This window comes from Paenibacillus sp. FSL H7-0942, from assembly GCF_045040715.1.
In the GTDB taxonomy this organism is placed as follows: domain Bacteria; phylum Bacillota; class Bacilli; order Paenibacillales; family Paenibacillaceae; genus Paenibacillus; species Paenibacillus amylolyticus.
This window is the reverse complement of record NZ_CP150279.1, coordinates 4,499,147-4,518,120: the sequence shown is the minus strand read 5'-3', so window position 1 is coordinate 4,518,120 and position 18,974 is coordinate 4,499,147. Positions and strand designations below refer to the sequence as shown.

19 protein-coding genes are annotated in these 18,974 nt (G+C 46.2%); 15 read left to right on the top strand and 4 right to left on the bottom strand.

Annotated features, from left to right (window positions below; all coding sequences use genetic code 11):
- Positions 1-169 precede the first annotated feature (169 nt).
- The 7 genes from MHI48_RS20120 (at position 170) to MHI48_RS20090 (ending at position 7,140) form a co-directional block, all read left to right on the top strand.
- Entirely contained in the window at positions 170-634 is a 465-nt protein-coding gene (locus MHI48_RS20120) for a Fur family transcriptional regulator (RefSeq protein WP_017687564.1), read from the top strand.
- Positions 635-636: 2 nt separating this feature from the next.
- Positions 637-888: a membrane protein insertion efficiency factor YidD gene (yidD, locus tag MHI48_RS20115; protein ID WP_017687565.1), complete on the top strand. Its 252-nt coding sequence runs from the start codon at positions 637-639 to the stop codon at positions 886-888.
- Positions 889-1,306: 418 nt separating this feature from the next.
- On the top strand, positions 1,307-3,367 hold the full coding sequence (metG, locus tag MHI48_RS20110; RefSeq protein WP_076318961.1) for a methionine--tRNA ligase: 2,061 nt from the start codon (positions 1,307-1,309) through the stop codon (positions 3,365-3,367).
- A gap of 243 nt (positions 3,368-3,610) precedes the next feature.
- Positions 3,611-4,669, top strand: coding sequence for a metal ABC transporter solute-binding protein, Zn/Mn family (locus MHI48_RS20105; protein WP_081746024.1), 1,059 nt, complete (start codon positions 3,611-3,613; stop codon positions 4,667-4,669).
- Between the two features lie 81 nt (positions 4,670-4,750).
- The gene (locus MHI48_RS20100; RefSeq protein WP_235193988.1) at positions 4,751-5,527 is read left to right on the top strand and encodes a metal ABC transporter ATP-binding protein; all 777 of its coding nucleotides are present in this window, start codon (positions 4,751-4,753) and stop codon (positions 5,525-5,527) included.
- Between the two features lie 46 nt (positions 5,528-5,573).
- Entirely contained in the window at positions 5,574-6,377 is an 804-nt protein-coding gene (locus MHI48_RS20095; RefSeq protein WP_017687569.1) for a metal ABC transporter permease, read from the top strand.
- Between the two features lie 49 nt (positions 6,378-6,426).
- Entirely contained in the window at positions 6,427-7,140 is a 714-nt protein-coding gene (locus tag MHI48_RS20090) for a cytochrome c biogenesis CcdA family protein (RefSeq protein WP_036614418.1), read from the top strand.
- A 146-nt stretch (positions 7,141-7,286) separates the two neighbouring features.
- Here the strand turns inward: MHI48_RS20090 and splB are convergent, their stop codons facing one another.
- Positions 7,287-8,357: a spore photoproduct lyase gene (splB, locus tag MHI48_RS20085; protein ID WP_036614416.1), complete on the bottom strand. Its 1,071-nt coding sequence runs from the start codon at positions 8,355-8,357 to the stop codon at positions 7,287-7,289.
- Positions 8,358-8,549: 192 nt separating this feature from the next.
- Between splB and mntR the strand changes: the two genes are divergently transcribed.
- The 3 genes from mntR to MHI48_RS20070 all read left to right on the top strand — a co-directional run bounded on the left by mntR (position 8,550) and on the right by MHI48_RS20070 (position 11,891).
- On the top strand, positions 8,550-8,978 hold the full coding sequence (gene mntR / locus MHI48_RS20080; RefSeq protein WP_036614415.1) for a transcriptional regulator MntR: 429 nt from the start codon (positions 8,550-8,552) through the stop codon (positions 8,976-8,978).
- Between the two features lie 209 nt (positions 8,979-9,187).
- Complete coding sequence (locus tag MHI48_RS20075; RefSeq protein WP_036614413.1) at positions 9,188-10,798, top strand: family 10 glycosylhydrolase; 1,611 nt, start codon at positions 9,188-9,190, stop codon at positions 10,796-10,798.
- Positions 10,799-10,889: 91 nt separating this feature from the next.
- Complete coding sequence (locus MHI48_RS20070; protein ID WP_036614410.1) at positions 10,890-11,891, top strand: patatin-like phospholipase family protein; 1,002 nt, start codon at positions 10,890-10,892, stop codon at positions 11,889-11,891.
- A gap of 61 nt (positions 11,892-11,952) precedes the next feature.
- Here MHI48_RS20070 and MHI48_RS20065 read toward each other — a convergent pair whose 3' ends face one another.
- Together MHI48_RS20065 and MHI48_RS20060 are read right to left on the bottom strand one after the other, a co-directional pair.
- Positions 11,953-12,285, bottom strand: coding sequence for a hypothetical protein (locus MHI48_RS20065; protein ID WP_036614407.1), 333 nt, complete (start codon positions 12,283-12,285; stop codon positions 11,953-11,955).
- A 5-nt stretch (positions 12,286-12,290) separates the two neighbouring features.
- Positions 12,291-13,283 (bottom strand): DUF1385 domain-containing protein, encoded by a 993-nt coding sequence (locus MHI48_RS20060; protein WP_036614405.1) that lies wholly within the window; start codon positions 13,281-13,283, stop codon positions 12,291-12,293.
- Positions 13,284-13,496: 213 nt separating this feature from the next.
- Here MHI48_RS20060 and MHI48_RS20055 point away from each other — a divergent pair, with 213 nt between their 5' ends.
- The 5 genes from MHI48_RS20055 to MHI48_RS20035 all read left to right on the top strand — a co-directional run bounded on the left by MHI48_RS20055 (position 13,497) and on the right by MHI48_RS20035 (position 18,000).
- Positions 13,497-14,075 (top strand): YqhR family membrane protein, encoded by a 579-nt coding sequence (locus MHI48_RS20055; protein ID WP_036614402.1) that lies wholly within the window; start codon positions 13,497-13,499, stop codon positions 14,073-14,075.
- Positions 14,076-14,151: 76 nt separating this feature from the next.
- Entirely contained in the window at positions 14,152-14,595 is a 444-nt protein-coding gene (gene aroQ / locus MHI48_RS20050) for a type II 3-dehydroquinate dehydratase (RefSeq protein ID WP_036614400.1), read from the top strand.
- A 39-nt stretch (positions 14,596-14,634) separates the two neighbouring features.
- On the top strand, positions 14,635-15,708 hold the full coding sequence (locus tag MHI48_RS20045; protein WP_036614396.1) for a Xaa-Pro peptidase family protein: 1,074 nt from the start codon (positions 14,635-14,637) through the stop codon (positions 15,706-15,708).
- 290 nt (positions 15,709-15,998) lie between these two features.
- A complete protein-coding gene (gene efp / locus MHI48_RS20040) occupies positions 15,999-16,556 on the top strand; it encodes an elongation factor P (RefSeq protein WP_036614394.1) in 558 nt (185 codons plus the stop codon).
- Between the two features lie 190 nt (positions 16,557-16,746).
- Positions 16,747-18,000 carry an aspartate kinase gene (locus MHI48_RS20035; protein ID WP_036614392.1) on the top strand — a complete coding sequence of 418 codons (1,254 nt, stop codon included), beginning with the start codon at positions 16,747-16,749 and terminating at the stop codon, positions 17,998-18,000.
- An 85-nt stretch (positions 18,001-18,085) separates the two neighbouring features.
- Here MHI48_RS20035 and MHI48_RS20030 read toward each other — a convergent pair whose 3' ends face one another.
- Positions 18,086-18,835: a 2-phosphosulfolactate phosphatase gene (locus MHI48_RS20030; RefSeq protein WP_076251020.1), complete on the bottom strand. Its 750-nt coding sequence runs from the start codon at positions 18,833-18,835 to the stop codon at positions 18,086-18,088.
- Positions 18,836-18,974 lie beyond the last annotated feature (139 nt).

The window sequence follows — 18,974 nt, the reverse complement described above, 5'->3', positions numbered from 1 at the left end:
CTTTTTATGTGATGTTAAAATGACTTAACCCGGTGTCTTCGTTGACTCTAATCGTAATTTGATGCATTATTAGAGGTATACAAGAAAGCAAAAGTTTTTGCTTTTGCCGAATAAACTGTCGCTCTATGAATGATGCAAAATGCTCGTATGACAGGAGGTGCTTTAGATCATGCTGTCGACAGAACAGATTATTTCAACCATGTCCTCACAGGGGCTTCGCATTACCGATCAGCGGAAAACACTGGCCCGGTTATTTGCTGAGTCTCCCGGGTATCTTACACCCAAGGACGTCTATGAATATATGGGTAAGACATACAGCGGACTGAGTTTTGACACAGTATATCGTAATTTGCGGGTGATGCAGGAACTGGGTGTACTGGAACAGGTCATCTTCGAAGATGGCGTTAAATTCAAAGCGCACTGTAGTGAAGATCATCATCACCATCATATGATCTGTCTGAAGTGTCAGAAGACATATCCTATTATTTTTTGCCCGATGCAGCTTGCGGATGCGCCTGAGCAATTTCAGGTTGTGGACCACAAGTTCGAGGTATTTGGATATTGCAAGGACTGTGCTGAGCATGCTCCGGCCAAAGCGGCATCGGGACATACGCACGCTCATGGGAAGCACTGACCATGAAGTTATCGCGCAGAATTGCTCAGGCACCCATTCGGGTGTACCGCAACTATATCTCTCCATTAACACCGCCAACATGTCGGTTCTATCCGAGCTGTTCGGCTTACGCCATGGAGGCGATTGAAGTGCACGGTGCGCTCAAAGGTTCGTTGTTAACAGCGAAACGTATTGCCAAATGTCACCCGTTTCATCCAGGCGGTGTAGATCTGGTGCCACCAAAGGCGGAGAAATCCATGATGGTATCAGAGTAACGATGTAGCTTGAAGTATTCGGGTGGCCTGGAAGCAGGCCAGGATTGAACTTGAGTATGCTGTCCACTTGACAAAGGGGTCCGCATTTCAGTATATTTTTCCTATATGATTTCCAGTGAAGGGATAAGTACAGACACACCCCCAGTGCAGAGAGCCGGATGAGCTGAGAACCGGTCTGGGAGGAGGATGGAATATGGTCCCGGAGGAACCTCTTTCGAGCGTGCAGACAGTGATTTCAGAGCTGCTGTCGTAAGGCTGAGGCGTGATCCAGCGTTAATGGGCGGTCGAAGGACCGACAGAGCCTGTGTTTTGTGAAAAACATGGGGAATTTGGGTGGTAACACGTGAGAGCAACTCTCGTCCCATAGGGGCGGGAGTTTTTTGTGTTCTTTTTTAGTTGTTTTGGACGAAGGGATCACATGAAGCAGGAACATTTGAAGGAGGAGAAGTCATTCATGGCTGACCAAAAAACATTTTATCTGACAACCCCGATTTATTATCCGAGTGACAAATTGCATATTGGGCATGCGTATACAACTGTGGCGGGAGATGCGATGGTTCGTTACAAGCGTCTACGCGGTTATGATGCTCATTATCTGACAGGAACCGATGAACATGGCCAGAAGATTGAGCGCAAGGCACAAGAGAAAGGACAAACACCGCAAGCTTTTATCGACGATATCGTTGTGGGGATCAAGGAACTGTGGAACAAGTTGGACATTTCCAATGACGACTTTATCCGTACAACCGAAGAGCGTCACAAAACCATTGTTCAGGATATCTTTGACCGTTTGCTGAAACAGGGAGATATCTACAAAGGTGAGTACGAAGGCTGGTACAGCATTCCGGATGAGACGTATTACACAGAGACTCAACTGGTGGATGTAGAGAAAAATGAGAAGGGTGAGATTATCTCGGCCAAGAGCCCGGATAGCGGACACCCGGTTGAATTGGTCAAAGAAGAATCTTACTTCTTCCGTATGAGCAAATATGCAGATCGTTTGTTGAAATATTATGAAGAGAACCCGGGCTTTATTCAGCCGGAATCCCGTAAGAACGAGATGATCAACAACTTCATCAAGCCAGGTCTTGAAGATTTGGCCGTATCGCGGACTACATTTGAATGGGGCGTCAAAGTTAAAGACGATCCAAAACACGTGGTTTATGTGTGGATTGATGCGTTGTCCAACTATATTACAGCACTGGGCTACGGTTCATCCGATGCATCCCTGTATAACAAGTTCTGGCCTGCGGATGTTCATCTAGTAGGGAAAGAAATTGTTCGTTTCCATACGATCTACTGGCCAATTATGTTGATGGCGCTGGACTTGCCTTTGCCGAAGAAAGTGTTTGCACATGGCTGGTTGTTGATGAAGGACGGCAAGATGTCCAAATCAAAAGGCAATGTCGTTGATCCAGTGACTCTGATTGACCGTTACGGTCTCGATGCACTGCGTTATTACCTGCTGCGTGAAGTACCGTTTGGTTCCGATGGTACCTTTACACCAGAGAGCTTCGTAGAACGTGTTAACTCCGACCTCGCAAACGATCTGGGTAACTTGTTGAACCGTACCGTTGCCATGGTAGACAAATATTTTGAAGGCAAAGCCCCTGCGTTTGCATCGAATGTAACGGAATTTGATGCTTCGCTGGAAGAAGCAGGCCATGCTACGGTGGAAAAAGTGGAACAGGCGATGGAAAACCTGCAGTTTTCCGTAGCACTGACAGCGATCAGCCAGTTTGTCAGCCGCACCAACAAATATATTGACGAGACGCAGCCATGGGCGCTGGCTCGTGATGAAGCAAAACGTGATGAATTGGCATCCGTTATGGCTCACCTGATCGAAAGCTTGCGAATTGCTTCGATTCTGTTGCAACCGTTCCTGACACGTGCTCCTCATAAAATCTGGGCACAGCTCGGCATTCAGGAAGGTGAACTTACGGCTTGGGATACAGCCAAGCAATGGGGTCTGGTTCCAGCTGGAAACGCATTGCAAAAAGGTGATCCAATCTTCCCGCGTTTGGATTCCGAACAGGAAATTGCTTATATCTCCGAAGCAATGACTGGTGGCCAAAAAGCGGCACAGCCTGAAGTAAGTCAAGCAAATGCTGGAGCTTCAGCAGCTGTTGAACCTGTAACTGCACCTGAAGGTACCGAAGAGATCGGTATTGACGATTTTGCCAAAGTTGAACTGCGTGTCGCGCAAGTCATTGCCTGCGAACCGGTCAAAAAAGCGGATAAGTTGCTGAAATTGCAGCTCGATCTGGGTTATGAGCAGCGCCAGGTTGTATCTGGAATTGCGAAGTTCTATTCGCCAGAAGAGATGGTTGGACGCAAAGTCATCTGTGTGACCAACCTCAAACCGGTGAAACTTCGTGGTGAACTGTCTCAGGGAATGATCCTTGCAGCATCGCATGGCGACCAGCTTACACTTGCTACAGTACCAGACAACATGCCTAATGGCGCACAAGTGAAATAAGAATTTAGTTATGAAATTGATTCAAATTCTGTCATAAAAATGACTCAAGGTGGCCCGATGTAATTCGGGCCCCTTTTTTTGTTGATATAAATCGCATCTTAAGGGAAGAGAACAAGCATATACTGTTATGAACTCCGTACTTCAGGAAAGAATGAATAGGACGGGATAGCTTGACAAGTAGGTTCAGGTTACCTATAATTCTTTCAGTAATGTTTACGATTAAGAGATGCGGAGTGAATCATAATGACATTTTATAAAGTGCAACATCAAGCTCAGGATAACCGGATAGGGAAGACGAGCAAAAGAGGCAACATGAAGTTACTGTGGACGGGTTTGCTTATTCTCACTTTGCTGGTATTGTCAGCGTGTGGGCAGGATAGTTCCAATAATGCGAAGATTGTGGAAGGCAAGGTAAACGTCGTGACGACATTTTATCCTGTATATGCTTTTACGACTGCAATTGGTGGTGAGGATGCCAATGTTATTAACCTGCTGCCAACGGGAGTAGAGCCACATGACTGGACTCCGAAGAGTCAGGATATCGTTAATACGTCCAAGGCACAGCTGTTTCTCTATAATGGAGCTGGACTGGAAGGATGGGTTCCGAATTTCCTGAAGTCGCTGAATAGCGATACACAGGTGAAGTCTGTTGCCGTCAGTGAAGGTGTTAAGCTGTTAACTGCTGAGGGTGATGATGGGCACGGTCACGGCGAAGAGCACGAAGACGAGCATGCAGATGAACATACTGATGAGGCTGCAAGTGAAGATGTCGCTGATCATCATATTGATCCACATACGTGGGTTAGTCCGAAATCAGCCATGATCATGGCTGAAAACATCAAAAATAGTCTGGTCGAGGCAGATCCTGATCACAAAGCAGGTTACGAACAACGTTATGAAGAGCTTCGTACCAAGCTTGAGACGCTGGATCAGCGTTTTACAGATGAATTGGCTAACGTACCAAACAACGAAATTGTTGTCTCGCACCAAGCGTTTGGCTACCTTGCACGTGATTATGGATTAACCCAGCATGCCATTATGGGACTTTCCCCGGATGCTGAACCGACAGGACAGGATATTGTGAAGCTTGCGAAACTCGTTAAAGATGAAGGCATTAAATACATTTTCTTCGAAGAGCTGGTATCTGACAAATTGGCGAAAACATTGGCAAGTGAAGCAGGAGTGGAGACCATGGTCCTTAATCCGGTTGAGGGATTGACCAAGGAGCAGGCAACAAACGGGGATGATTATTTCACCCTCATGGAGAAAAATTTGCAAAATCTGCTGATCGCATTAAAATAAGATATAATGAAGAATTCAGAGCGAAGAGTCTTTACCGTTCACGGTGAAGGCTCTTAGGACGCTATGGGATTCTTATATATAATGAAGGGCGGCTTTGCCATGCAGCAAATCATGCCACTATGTCATGATCCAATTATAGAGATCGAGAAACTATCATTTTCCTATGGGGACCAGCGAGTGATTGAGAATCTCGATTTTATGGCCCAGGAACGGGACTTTGTCGGGATTATCGGTTCCAATGGGGCTGGTAAAACGACATTGCTGCGCATGCTGGTAGGACTTCTTCCTCCTGCGCAGGGAGATATCAAACTATTCGGACAGTCGATCCGGAGGTTCAAGGACTGGGACCGAATCGGGTATGTGCCTCAAAAGAATGCATTTAACCCGTTGTTCCCTGCGACCGTTCGTGAAGTGGTCATGTCAGGCTTGTATAATAACAAAAACATGTTCCGTCGTATGTCTCGCAAATGTCAGCAACAGTGCACGGATGCGATGCAGGTCATGCGGATCGAGGATCTGGCGAACAAACGTATTGGTCAATTGTCCGGCGGACAGCAGCAGCGTGTATTTTTGGCACGAGCGCTTATCAATCACCCGGATCTGTTGATTCTGGATGAACCTACCGTAGGTATTGATGCTGAATCACAGGCCAGTTTCTTTGAACTGATTACCCATATGCATGAACATCACCGAATGACTTTTCTAATGGTGTCTCATGATATGGATCGGATGGAGAGTTATCTGGGCTCTGAAGCTGTGGTAACGAATGGCAAAATTAATTTTCATGTCCGTCATTCGCATGAGGTACAGGATTGTGCTGAGACCAATCTGCAACATACCACTGCACAGGTACGCTAGCCGTATTCCATTAGATTAGAGTAAGGCCGAAGGAGTCGTGTTTGTTTTGGAAATATTAATGAGTGATTTTTTTCAGCGTGCCCTGGCGGGTGGGTTGTTAATTGGCATTACCGCTCCGTTAATCGGACTGTTCCTCGTCTTACGGCGGTTATCCATGATTGGAGACACCTTGTCTCATGTGACCATTGCCGGTGTTGCACTTGGATTCCTGATTGAAGTGTATCCCATTGCGGTAGGCTTGATATTTGCCGTGCTTGCTTCATTTGCGATAGAGAAATTGCGCAAAGCGTACAAGAGTTACGCCGAATTATCGATTGCCATTATCATGTCCGGTGGCGTGGCCCTTGCTTCCTTGTTCTTCACGCTGGGCAAAGGATATAATGCAGATGTCATGAGTTATTTGTTCGGCAGTATATATACGTTAGACGCTACGGATCTGAAGCTTGTAGGTGTGGTTACGCTGATCGTGGTGATTGTAGTGGCATTGTTACATAAGGAATTTTTCCTGCTTAGCTTTGAGGAAGATGCGGCAGCGGTTACAGGGTTGCCTGTGAGAATTCTGAACATGTTGATCACTGTGATGACAGCACTTGTCATAAGCACGGCGATCAAGATTGTCGGTGCGCTTCTGGTGTCAGCGCTATTGACGATTCCGGTAGCAGTCAGCCTGTTGATGGCCCGAAGTTTCAAATCCGCTATTATTTTGTCCGTGGTGATTGGCGAAATTGCCGTAGTCCTTGGACTGGTTGTAGCAGGTATCTGGAACCTCGCACCTGGAGCAACGATTGTATTATTGCTGATCATGATGCTGATTCTGACGATGATTGGAAAAAAAGGGTTCCGAGCCTGACGACTGAACGAGAAAGCACGTGAGCCCGGGGAAGGGAGACATCCGCTTCATGCCTGATGTTAATGTATGGATGGCTTTTGTAGCAGGTTTAGTCTCATTTATATCACCATGTTGTCTTCCGCTGTATCCATCATACCTCTCCTACATTACAGGTATGACGGTGCAACAATTGAAGGATGACCGCAATCAGCGCGAAGTCCGCTTTAAGACCATGACGCATACGCTGGCATTTATTTTAGGCTTCTCGGCTGTATTTTATTCGCTTGGCCTGGGTGCAGGACTGTTTGGCCAATTTTTCAATGATAACCGTGAACTGATTCGGCAATTGTCTGCGATTTTGATTATGCTTATGGGGTTGTTTTTGCTTGGTGTGTTCAAGCCACAGTTTCTGATGAAGGAACGCAAGCTGGATATGAAATGGAAACCAGCAGGCTATCTGGGCTCTTTTATATTTGGTATCGGTTTCTCAGCAGGGTGGTCGCCGTGTATTGGCCCTATTCTAACAGCAATCATTGCTATGGCTGCAAGTGAGCCCACAACCTGGCTGGCGCTGATTACAGGTTATACGGCAGGGTTTGCAATCCCGTTCTTCATTTTGGCCTTTTTCATTGGTTCGACACGTTGGATCTTACGGTATTCCAATGTCATGATGAAAGTTGGGGGAGCATTAATGTTGTTCCTTGGGGTATTGCTTTTTACAGATCAGATGACGAAGATTACGATCTGGTTGCAGCAGATTACACCAGACTGGATGATCATTTAAGCGGATGAACTGAATTTGAATTAAAAAATGCATGACAAAGCAGGCTACATGTCACCAGAGTCACTCTGGGTCATGTAACCTGCTTTTTAATCGTTTGTTAGGAATGCTTTTAACTGAATATGATTTTGGGCAATCCTGTTGTTCGTTTAGGTGAAGTAATCAATACTGGCTAGTGGGAAATGTTCAAAGATCCGTTCCGTAATGAATTCGCGCAGCGCATCTTGCTGGTCATCCTTATACACATACTTGTACTGACCCCAGCGGCCCCATTTCATCTTACGTTTCTCGATATCCATCTCCAGCTTGGTTTTAGGATAACGTTTCTCAATGGTTGCTTTGGCCGTTTTGGTAAAACGGTGCTGGATCATCTCAAAGGTAAGATCCTTGGTTGCTTCCTCTGGAAGCGTATCTGCCAGCTTCTGCAACAGATCCGAGTATCCTTCTTCCCAGCCTTCATACCACATGATCGGAGCGATAATGAATCCCAGGGGATAACCGGCGTGTGCAATTTTGCCAGCAGCTTCAATGCGTTCCTCAAATCTGGAGGTAGCCGGTTCAAAGTTTTTGATGACATAATCCGAATTGACACTAAACCGGATACGGGTGTGGCCGTTATGTTTAAGGTTCAGCAACGGATCAACGTGATGATATTTGGTTACAAATCGCAAGCGCCCATATTCTTCTTCCGCCATAAAACGAATCAGGTCACTTAAATTCTCCGTGATATGCTCGAGTCCTACGGGATCAGACGTACAGGCAGCTTCAAATCGTGTAATTTCAGGCGCGCGTTCTTCAATGTATCCTTTGGCAGCCTGAATGATCTCCTCGGTATTGACATAGACACGGACATAAGGTTTCGCACCAAGTGTAGTTTGAAGATAACAATAATGGCAGTGCCCCATACAGCCTGTAGAGATGGGAATGGCATATTCCGCTGAAGGTTTCGACTGGTCAAACTTGAGTGTTTTGCGCACACCGACGACCAGAGTACGCTTTGCCATCCGATATTTTTCTTGTTCGGTTTCACCCGGCAAGTTTGTGATTCGGTTATGGGATGTGGTCATCTGATAAGGTATGTTTTTGGATGTCACCCATTCCATAATCCGTTTGCCCTTATCATATTCCAACGCACCGGGTTCAAAATACACCAAATCGGGAATAAAGGGTTTAGTACCTTTTGCTTTACGAACTGGCGGTGAGGCTACACTTGTACTCACGAAATCACTCCTTTCGATGCGGAACTTTGCTTAGTTTGCCTCATTTGGGGAGAAGTCACGCCTGCCAATTACTTGTGTAACAGCGCGCTCCGAACTGTACAGGACTTGCCAATGCGTATTGATAACATGTATCATTATAAGATAGGGACCAGGCACGAATAGGGGCCGGTCAGAGAGAAAAGAGGGAAGCAGATGCCAACGCCCAGTATGGAAGATTATTTGGAGCGTATATACAAATTAATTGATGAAAAGGGCTATGCTCGTGTGTCTGATATAGCTGAAGGACTGGAAGTACATCCTTCATCGGTGACGAAGATGATCCAAAAGCTGGACAAAGACGAGTACCTGATCTATGAAAAGTACCGCGGACTGGTGCTTACGCCAAAAGGCAAAAAGATGGGCAAACGTTTGATGGAGCGCCATCATCTGCTTGAACAATTTTTGACAACGATTGGTGTTCAGGAACAAAATATCTACAATGATGTTGAAGGCATTGAACATCATCTGAGCTGGGACTCCATTACATGCATCGAGTCCTTGGTTGAATACTTCCGTCAGGATGAGAGTCGGTTGCGTGACCTCAAAAACCTTCAGGACGTCATGAGTAATACGGAGTCTTAAGTTTCAGCAGTGGAATACACATGGTGATCTACAATGAATTGTATCCTGTGATCAAAGGATGCTTCTTGCCGTTTCAATGGCAGGAAGCATTTTTTTGTGTGCAATCACACCATAATTTGGTGATTTTCGCAACTAAACGAACGGTAGGAGCGTCTATTAAACTAGTAGAATTTACCGCAAATTTATAATGATTTTGGAGGATTGCACTAATGAACGTTCGTAAAGGATTGATGCTGCTGCTCATTTTTGTACTTGGATTACAGACAGCAGGCATGACGGCACAAGCAGCCGGGCAGAAGGAAATCGCTATTTTTCTAGACGGAAACCGTTTGGAATCGGATGTATCACCCTACATCTTGCCCAAAGTAAATGTAACGATGGTGCCTCTGCGTGTTATTAGCGAAGGACTGGGTGCGTCTGTTCTATGGTCTCAAGCCACTCGTACCGTGACCATTCAGAAATCCGATTCGGTCATCTCTATGACAAGCGGACGCCAACAGGCGACTGTGGATAACGCTGTAGTTGGTCTGGATGCATCGGTTGAATTGAAACAAGGTCGGGTCATGGTACCCATTCGTTTCGTCAGTGAGAACCTGGGCATTCGAGTGAACTGGAATCAGTCAGCCCAGACTATTGATCTGTACACAGGAGACGAATCAGGCCCAACTCCTGAACCAACCCCGGCAACCCCAGCGGAGCCTGGAGGCACGGGCACTGTACCAGCTTCTGAAGAGATGCGGGGAGCCTGGATTTCCACTGTGAATGGAGACTGGCCTACATCCGGTGCCAAGGGAAATGTAGAGAAGCAAAAACAGGAGTATACAAAACAGCTAGATACGTTGCAAGGTATGGGCATTAATGCCGTATTTGTCCAAGTGAGAGCTAATGGGGATGCCATCTATCCTTCAGGTCTGGTACCTTGGAACAGCGTATTGACAGGAACACAAGGTAAAGATCCTGGTTATGATCCCCTCGCCTTTATGGTTGAGGAAGCACACAAACGGGGCCTGGAGTTCCACGCCTGGTTTAATCCGTTCAGAGCAACGAACTCAGCGAGTACGTCAAACTTGGCTGCAAACCACATCTCCAAGCTTCATCCAGACTGGATTGTGAATGCGTCTGGCAAAATGTACATTAACCCGGGTATCCCGGAAGCCAGACAGCATATTATCGATACGATCATGGAAGTGGTCAATCAGTATGATATTGATGGCGTACATCTGGATGATTATTTCTATCCGTCCAATGTGACTTTTAATGATGATGCAGCCTTCAAAACCTATAACACATTGAATACCAAAGACCGTGCTGAATGGCGTCGGGACAATATCAATCAGTTCGTTAAGCAGCTCGGGCAGAGCATTCACAGCGTGAAAGCTAACGTTGAATATGGAATTAGTCCATTTGGTGTGTGGCGTAACAAATCTGTTGATCTGACAGGTTCTGATACCAAAGCAGGAGTAACCGCGTATGACAGCATGAATGCAGATGTGCGGACATGGATTAATCAGGAGTGGATTGACTATGTTGCTCCTCAGGTATATTGGAGTATGACATTGAACGTAGCCCGATACGACAAAGTTGTCGACTGGTGGGCGAATGAAGTGGCTAACACAAATGTAAAATTGTATATCGGTCACTCTCCTTATAAGTTAGGTACGCCAGAGATCGGCTGGCAGACATCACAGGAGATCATCGATCAGCTGAACTACAACAAGAAGTATTCTTCGGTTAAAGGGGATATATTCTTCAGTTCACAGTACCTGACGAAGAACCCTCTCGGCTTGATTGCCAGATTAAAAGCCTACTATGGTCTATAAAACATTTTAACAATACAGTGATAAGACAAACCCTTGTTCTCATAGAGTGGCAGTAGAAACGTGGCTGCCTGGAGAACGGGGGTTTTTTGTTATGTTAATTAACGCGGTGTTTGAAGGTGGAGGCGTCAAAGGGATCTCGCTTGCAGGTGCTGTGCAGGGTGCTCAAGACTGCGGCATTCAGTTTAATCGAGTGGCAGGCACATCATCCGGTTCCATTGTAGCTGCTCTGCTAGCGGCCGGTTACAGGGCCGAAGAGATGAAAGTCATTATTGAGAATACCCCCTTTGTTTCATTGCTGCGTCGTTCCCCCATATTTAATACCCGATGGATCGGACCCGCGGCAAGGCTGTTCTTGAAGAAAGGACTATATTCGGGAGAAGCGCTGGAATCATGGATTCGCAAGATGTTGGAGCAGAAAGGGATTCGCACATTCGCTGACTTGCCACAAGGTAAGTTGCTTATTACCGCATCCGATATATCCAATGGGACCATTCTGGTGTTGCCAGACGATATTCGGCGGTTCGGCATTGACCCTGCGAAGCTGGATGTTGCAAAGGCGGTTCGTATGAGTTGCAGTATCCCGTATTTTTTCGATCCGGTAGTCATACGCAAATCACCAGTATTCTCCAAAGGACTTCCTTTTCAAGATCAGTTTGTGTATGTCGTGGATGGTGGATTGCTTAGCAATTTTCCGTTGTGGCTCTTCGATGGTGATCGTTCCGAACGAGGAGGAGACGTCATTCCGGTTGTCGGATTCAAAATGGTGGGGAAGACGGAAGTGGAACCTGCCCGGATTAAAGGACCGCTAAGCATGCTTCAGGCCCTTGTAGAGACGATGCTCACAGCACATGATGAACGCTACATCGAACAGATTAACCGGTTTCGCACAGTGAAGATACCAACGCTTGGCATTAAACCGACGCAATTTCATTTATCGTTACAGGATAGCACAGCCTTATATCGATCAGGCGCAACCGCAGGGAACGAGTTTTTCAATGGGTGGAATATGAAAATGTATGATGAACAGCTGGACAAACAAAGAAAAGAATTGCGCAAGAAACAGGCAGAAGCTCCACCTCTGATTCCTGTATAAACGTGAAAAAAGCAATTCTCCGCATGTTGGGAGAATTGCTTTTTTGGTTGTTCAGTACCTTTTAGTGAAATTTCGGTATATCTTCATCGCTTTTCCCTTTTTGTCCCTGAATCACTTGGAAAGGATAATCCTTGCGTTTCTTTGAAGAGCCGCTGCTCTTTCTGGCACTGGACTGTGCATTGACTTTTGCCATGGTTCGTGCCGATGGCTTAATCTTTGGTGATTTGGTTTTGCTTGCCCAGCGACGAGGCGGATATTTGTACAGCAGGAATACGGCTCCGAACACGACCAGAGGAATAATGATCCTGGATGGACTAGCGTTCCCCAGCCAAGTCAAGACTCCAACAGCAGCTAGTGCGATGAACGTCCAAAATAAGATTGCCTGCTTGTTCATATCATTCACCCTTTCACAGGATCGAGTGTTGCAACAGGTACTTCTGACGTAGCAGAGACATTGGCAAGCTTGGCATCCAACTCACGCATGCGGTTAAACGAAGCAATGGATACTTCTACCTGTTCGTTGGTCGGCTCTTTTGTTGTCAGCAATTGCAGCCACAATCCCGGGTATCCGAGATAACGCAGTACAGGAATATCACGTACTGAATTCGTGAGCTTTAACAGTTCAAAAGAAATGCCTAGCACAACTGGCAATAACAACAGACGCTGACCCATCCGTTCCCAGAGGTTATCGTACGTGAAGAGGGAGTATAGAAACACTCCAATAATGACAGTCAACATAATGAAACTGCTTCCGCAGCGGTAGTGCAGTCGGCTGTACTTTTGCACGTTCTCCGGTGTCAGTTCTTCACCAGCTTCATGTGCGCTGATTACTTTGTGTTCCGCTCCATGATACTGGAAGAGACGTTTAATCATCGGCGTCTGTGAGATTAACCACAGATAAGCGAGTAACAGGATCAGCTTAATGCCGCCTTCCAGTAAATTATGCAAAAACTGATTGTCGAATGCATTTTTGAATAGAAAATTCTCGATAACAACAGGAAGCAATGTGAGCACAACTTTACCAAAAAGGAATGAAAGGATGGCAACGGCGGTCACACCAATGATCATGCTAAGGCTCCAGCCCGAACCTTCTTTCTCTTTTTGATTGGCTTTCTCTTCCGGTTCCAGTTCATCATCAGCATAGGCGTCAGCAGAATAATTGAGATGTCTGCTACCTTTGACACTTGAATCTATAATGCTGACAATTCCGCGTAATAAAGGAATCCGCCGCAATTTCGTGACCCAGGACTTGTCTTGCTTGGGAACTTCCAGATACGTAATTTCGCCGTCTTTTCTACGAACAGCTGTAACGTTGACATGTTTCCCACCGAACATTACGCCTTCAATGACAGCTTGCCCCCCATAGCTGACAGGCTTGGATTGTTGAGGCAAATTATTCACCTTCCTATTCTGTTCTAGGCCTTCGCGATCAAAGGCAGTTTAATAACCCTATTGTATCGAATTTTGAGACCAATTTCTAGTTTGTGAGTCAAACCTTGAAGGATGTTGTTAAGATTGTCCTGTTTTGAACATACTACCTCGTAGAATCGGAGCGGAAATTCGAGGCATAATGCGGGATTATCAACTGAATGAAGGAGAATATCGATGACAGAACGTAAGCATGAAGATACATCACAAGATGAAGGTCAACGTAAGAAAGAACGGCAGCCAAAAGACAAGGGCAGGCGCCCTACCCAGAGGCAAGGTCAAGCACACTACTATACGAAGCCATTTTCCTTTGCATTAGAGCTTGGCTTCTTTGCCGGTTTTATCTGGGGTGGGCTACATTGGCTATTCTATCTGTTGCATTTTACGATTGTACCTGTCGGATTTCTGGCCGAGCCTTTTTTCAAACATGAATATATATATACCGCAGCAGGACATTTGACAGGCTGGCTGTTTTTTATCGTCTTTTCCATCTTGGCATCCTTACTCTACACGTTCACGATTAGAAAACTGAAAGGACCGTTACCCGGCATGGTATATGGAATCGTCTGGTGGCTGATTCTCTTTATACTGGTCGGACCAAAACTGGGGATGATGAAACCTTTGAACGGTTTAACGTGGGATTCAATCATCACGGAACTCTGTTTCTTTTTGTTATGGGGGCTGTTCATTGGTTACACGGTAGCCATGGAGTACACGGACGAACGCAAACGCGAGCCGGAGCAAGCGGGGGCATAGCGCAAAAAAGCTTCTCAATCCGGCAATGGCTGTGTTAAAATAGCAGATGGTTATTTGCAGAGAGGGTGGAGCAGCGATGAAACGAATTATTGTGATCAATGGTCCGAACCTGAACATGCTTGGTGTACGCGAACCGGGCATCTATGGAACGCTTAGTCTGAAGGATATTGAGGACAAAATTCGCAGACAGGCTGATGAAATTGGCGTCTCCATCGCTTTTTATCAATCGAACCATGAAGGGGACATCATTGACCGCATTCATGCAGCGATGGGTGAGGCAGACGGAATAATACTGAATGCCGGAGCATTTACCCATTATAGCTATGCTATACGTGATGCAATCAATGCTGTAAAAGTCCCTACAGTGGAAGTACATCTATCCAACATTCATGCACGCGAAGCGTTCAGACATCATTCAGTGATTGCAGCGGAAACAATCGGGCAGATTGCCGGATTTGGCGAAGTAAGCTATGAACTGGGATTGCTGGCTCTTGTGCGTCATCTGGACAAACAAACCTGAGCCGGGAACCCGGGAATGTGAGAGAAAGAAGGGTTACCGATGGAAAACAAACGAGTAAATAAGTTGCGTGAAGCCATGCGTGAGCATGAACTCACTGCAATGCTGATTACAAACCCGATTAACCGTCGTTATATGACGGGTTTTACAGGCTCGGCGGGATATGTGCTAATTACGGAACAGGATGCATATCTGCTGACTGATTTCCGTTATATGTCACAAGCGCCTCAACAAGCCAAAGGATTCACCGTTGTGGAGCATGGAGCCAAGCCGATGGATACAGTGCGTGAACTACTGGCATCCGCAAATATCAAAGAAGTGGGCTTCGAGCAGGATAGTGTCACATTTGGCACGCATTCCGCTTATGCTGAAGCACTTCAATCTATCGAACTGAAAGCTGTATCCGGGATCGTGGAACAACTTCGTATGTTCAAGGATGAAGATGAGATCGCGGTTATGCAGAGAGCAGCAGATCTGGCGGATGCCACGTTCAGCCACGTTTTGCAGTTTGCAAAACCAGGTATGACGGAGCGTGAAGTGGATCTGGAGATGGAGTTTTTCATGCGCAAGCATGGAGCAACGTCCTCTTCGTTTGACACCATTGTAGCATCGGGTGAACGTTCTGCTATGCCTCACGGTGTAGCGAGCAGCAAGGTCATCGGACAAAATGAGTTAATTACATTTGACTTTGGTGCACTTTTGGACGGATACTGTTCAGATCTGACACGTACCATTGCAACAGGTACACCTGTACCTGAACTGCGCAAAATTTATGACATTGTACTGGAAGCTCAGTTACATACGCTGGAGAACCTGAAACCGGGCATGACCGGACGGGAAGCAGATGCATTGGCTCGTGATATCATTGCAGGTCACGGATATGGAGATCAATTCGGACACAGCACAGGCCACGGTCTGGGTATGGAAGTTCACGAAGCTCCTCGCTTGTCCAAGCTTAGCGACGATGTATTGAAACCGGGTATGGTCGTTACCGTTGAACCGGGTATATATATTGACGGGCTTGGCGGCGTGCGTATCGAGGATGACGTAGTGATTACCGAGACGGGTATTCATATTCTCACGAAGTCGGACAAGAAGTTCACCGTAATCGGCTAAATTACAGCCACAGGGATATAAGACGATTTTTAATGTGTTATTTAAATTGAAAATAAGAAATTTCACCATAACAGAGAGTGCAGAACCAATCTGAAGAAGCGAAGCGTTCGCCTTTATCACCGGATTTTCCCATTGATAATGGGATCAAAAAAATCTGGGGATAACAGCGATCAGAGGATGGTACTGCAATCGAAGTGAACGAGGTGGCCATTCTTGGGCTCATTTTACATATAACATTAACCCATCGTCTTATATCACCTACTTTTTAACCATATCAGGAGGGATTTTTTGTGATTTCAGTAAACGATTTTAAAACAGGCTTGACCGTGCAAGTAGATAACGATATCTATACCGTACTTGATTTCCAACACGTTAAACCAGGTAAAGGCGCTGCCTTTGTACGTTCCAAATTGAAAAACCTGCGTAACGGTAACACTGTTGAAAAAACATTCCGTGCAGGCGAAACGATTGGTCGTGCCATTATTGAAAACCGTGGCGTATCCTACCTGTATGCAAGCGGTACAGAGCACACGTTCATGGATAACGAAACATATGATCAGTTCACATTGACTAGTGAACAACTGGAATGGGAATTGAACTTCCTGAAAGAAAACATGGTCGTTAAGATTGTTAGCTACCAAGGTGAAATTCTCGGAATTGACTTGCCAACAAGCGTTGAGTTGAAAGTCATCGAGACTGAGCCAAGTGTTAAAGGTAACACTGCACAAGGCGCTACCAAAAATGCAAAAGTGGAAACAGGCTTGAACGTACAGGTTCCTTTGTTCATTAACGAAGGTGACGTTCTCCTGATTGACACACGTGAAGGTAAATACTCTTCCCGTGCGTAACTTTCACAGCTTGTAAGCTAAAAAAGGTTATTAACAACCCTTTGCCATTCCTTTGGCAGAGGGTTTTTTCGAAAAAAGATTAGCCTATCAGGCGCTTTCGTAATATACTGGGTTAAAGTCATTTCTCGTAGAGAATAATGACGATGGACATTAATTATGCATACTGCACAAGGTAGGGAGTGGATTTGCGTTGTCATTGTACGTCATGAAATTTGGGGGTAGCTCGGTCGGAGATACAGAACGCATGAAGCGTGTGGCCGGACGTGTTGTAGAAAAAGCTGATGAAGGACATCGGTGTGTAGTTGTGGTTTCGGCCATGGGGGATACAACAGATGATTTGATTGATCAGGCAAAACAACTGAATAGTGAACTGCCTGCTCGTGAGATGGATATGCTCTTAACGACAGGAGAACAGATTTCGATCTCTTTGTTATCGATGGCTATTCAAGCGCTTGGACGTAAGGCAGTATCGTTTACGGGCTGGCAAGCGGGATTCCGCACAGAGCCGGTTCACGGAAAAGCACGTATTCATGATATTCAACCTGACCGTGTGAATGCAGCACTTGCCGAGGGCAACATTGTTATTGTTGCAGGCTTCCAGGGCATGACGGAAGACGGCGAGATCACAACGCTCGGTCGTGGTGGTTCGGATACAACAGCTGTAGCGCTGGCGGCAGCGATTAAGGCTGATGCGTGTGAGATCTATACGGATGTAGACGGAATCTATTCTACGGACCCGCGGATCGTTAAGGTTGCGCGCAAGCTGAAGGAAATATCGTATGACGAAATGCTAGAACTTGCTAATTTGGGAGCAGCGGTGTTGCATCCGCGTGCAGTAGAGTACGCGAAGCATTCCGGTGTACCTTTAATCGTAAGATCCAGCTTTAACCATAATGAAGGAACGGTTGTGAAGGAGGAAGCAGCAATGGAACAAGGCGTAGTGGTTAGTGGTATTGCCTATGACAAAAACGTGGCTCGCATCAGTATTCTGGGTGTGCCGGATGTACCAGGAGTTCTGGCCGAAGTATTTGGTGCGCTTGCATCCAATCAGCTGGATGTGGACATTATCGTTCAGAGCGGAGTGATGGATGGCAAAGCGGACTTCTCGTTCTCTGTGGCGCTGTCTGATCGTGAGAACGCATTACGTGTCATTGAAGGCCTTCACAGCCGCTTGCCTTACCGTGAAGTTACATCTGAGGAGAACCTCGTTAAAATCTCCATTGTTGGCGCAGGCATGGTCAGTCATCCTGGTGTAGCTGCGAAGATGTTCAAAGTCATTTCGGCTGAAGGCGTGAGTATCAAGATGGTGAGCACTTCCGAGATCAAAGTATCTTGTGTTATTGACGGAGATAAGCTGCATGACGTCATTAAGGCATTGCATACAGCATATGATCTCGACACTGCCGAGCAAGCCGTTATCGGTGGACCTCAAGATCGCAGATAAGTATCTTCAATATATGTAAATTAGCAAAGGTGTACTGTTGCCAACGGGCAGCAGTACACCTTATTTGTTTTTCTCATGGCAATTCTCACATCAACTTGAACATCTTTCCCCCGCGTATGCCTCTATAAGGCTGCATGCGGTTCCCCTCCCCCATCTCGGGAACACAATCCAGCAGGTTTAATTGAGAACAATACGAAATATCATGAACTCTGCCTAACTTTTCAAGCCTCCGCCCGCTAACAGACCCCTGGACCAACTCCGGGATGCTCTCACTACGTTGGGATACCGCCTGATGAAGCACTATGCCGAGATCGTTAAGTTGGAGGGGAGAACAGGATTGACGGTGCAGTTCATCGATGATACATCCAGCACACAAGCCGTCCTCCAGAGCAAATTCATCCTGGTTCCCCGCACATAACAGCAATACATCTCGTTGAAGTTCACATAGAGCTGCTGCAACAGCCTGCACATTGAGAAATGAACCAGCGAATACATGTTTCCCCTTGGAAGCCTTGATCAAAGCTCGTGTTCCATCGGTTGTGGTTAGAATGATTGTTTTATCTGCAATGCCTGCAGTCATATATTCATAGGGGGAATTCCCCACTTCGAATCCGGTGATTTTTTTGTCAAAACGCTCCCCGCCTCGAATGCAATCTTTCACTTCCATTTGTTTGGCTTGTGGAACGGTCTCTACGGCAATCACAGCCGAAGCGTCATACGCCAGAGCCGTAACAATCGTACTGGTCGTACACAATACATCAATGACAACTGCACTTCGCCCTGCAATATCAATGGTACGTACTTCATTCACATTGCCAACGACATCAACTCGCACTCCCCACAACTCCTTTCTGGTATCTGGGGATCGGTAGTTCTGTTTTGAACCGGAATGGAACTTACCTATCTGCAATTACTATATGCATGCACATCTAGACGGGTGCCTAGAACAGAAGGTGCATCTATGGTTTCAACTC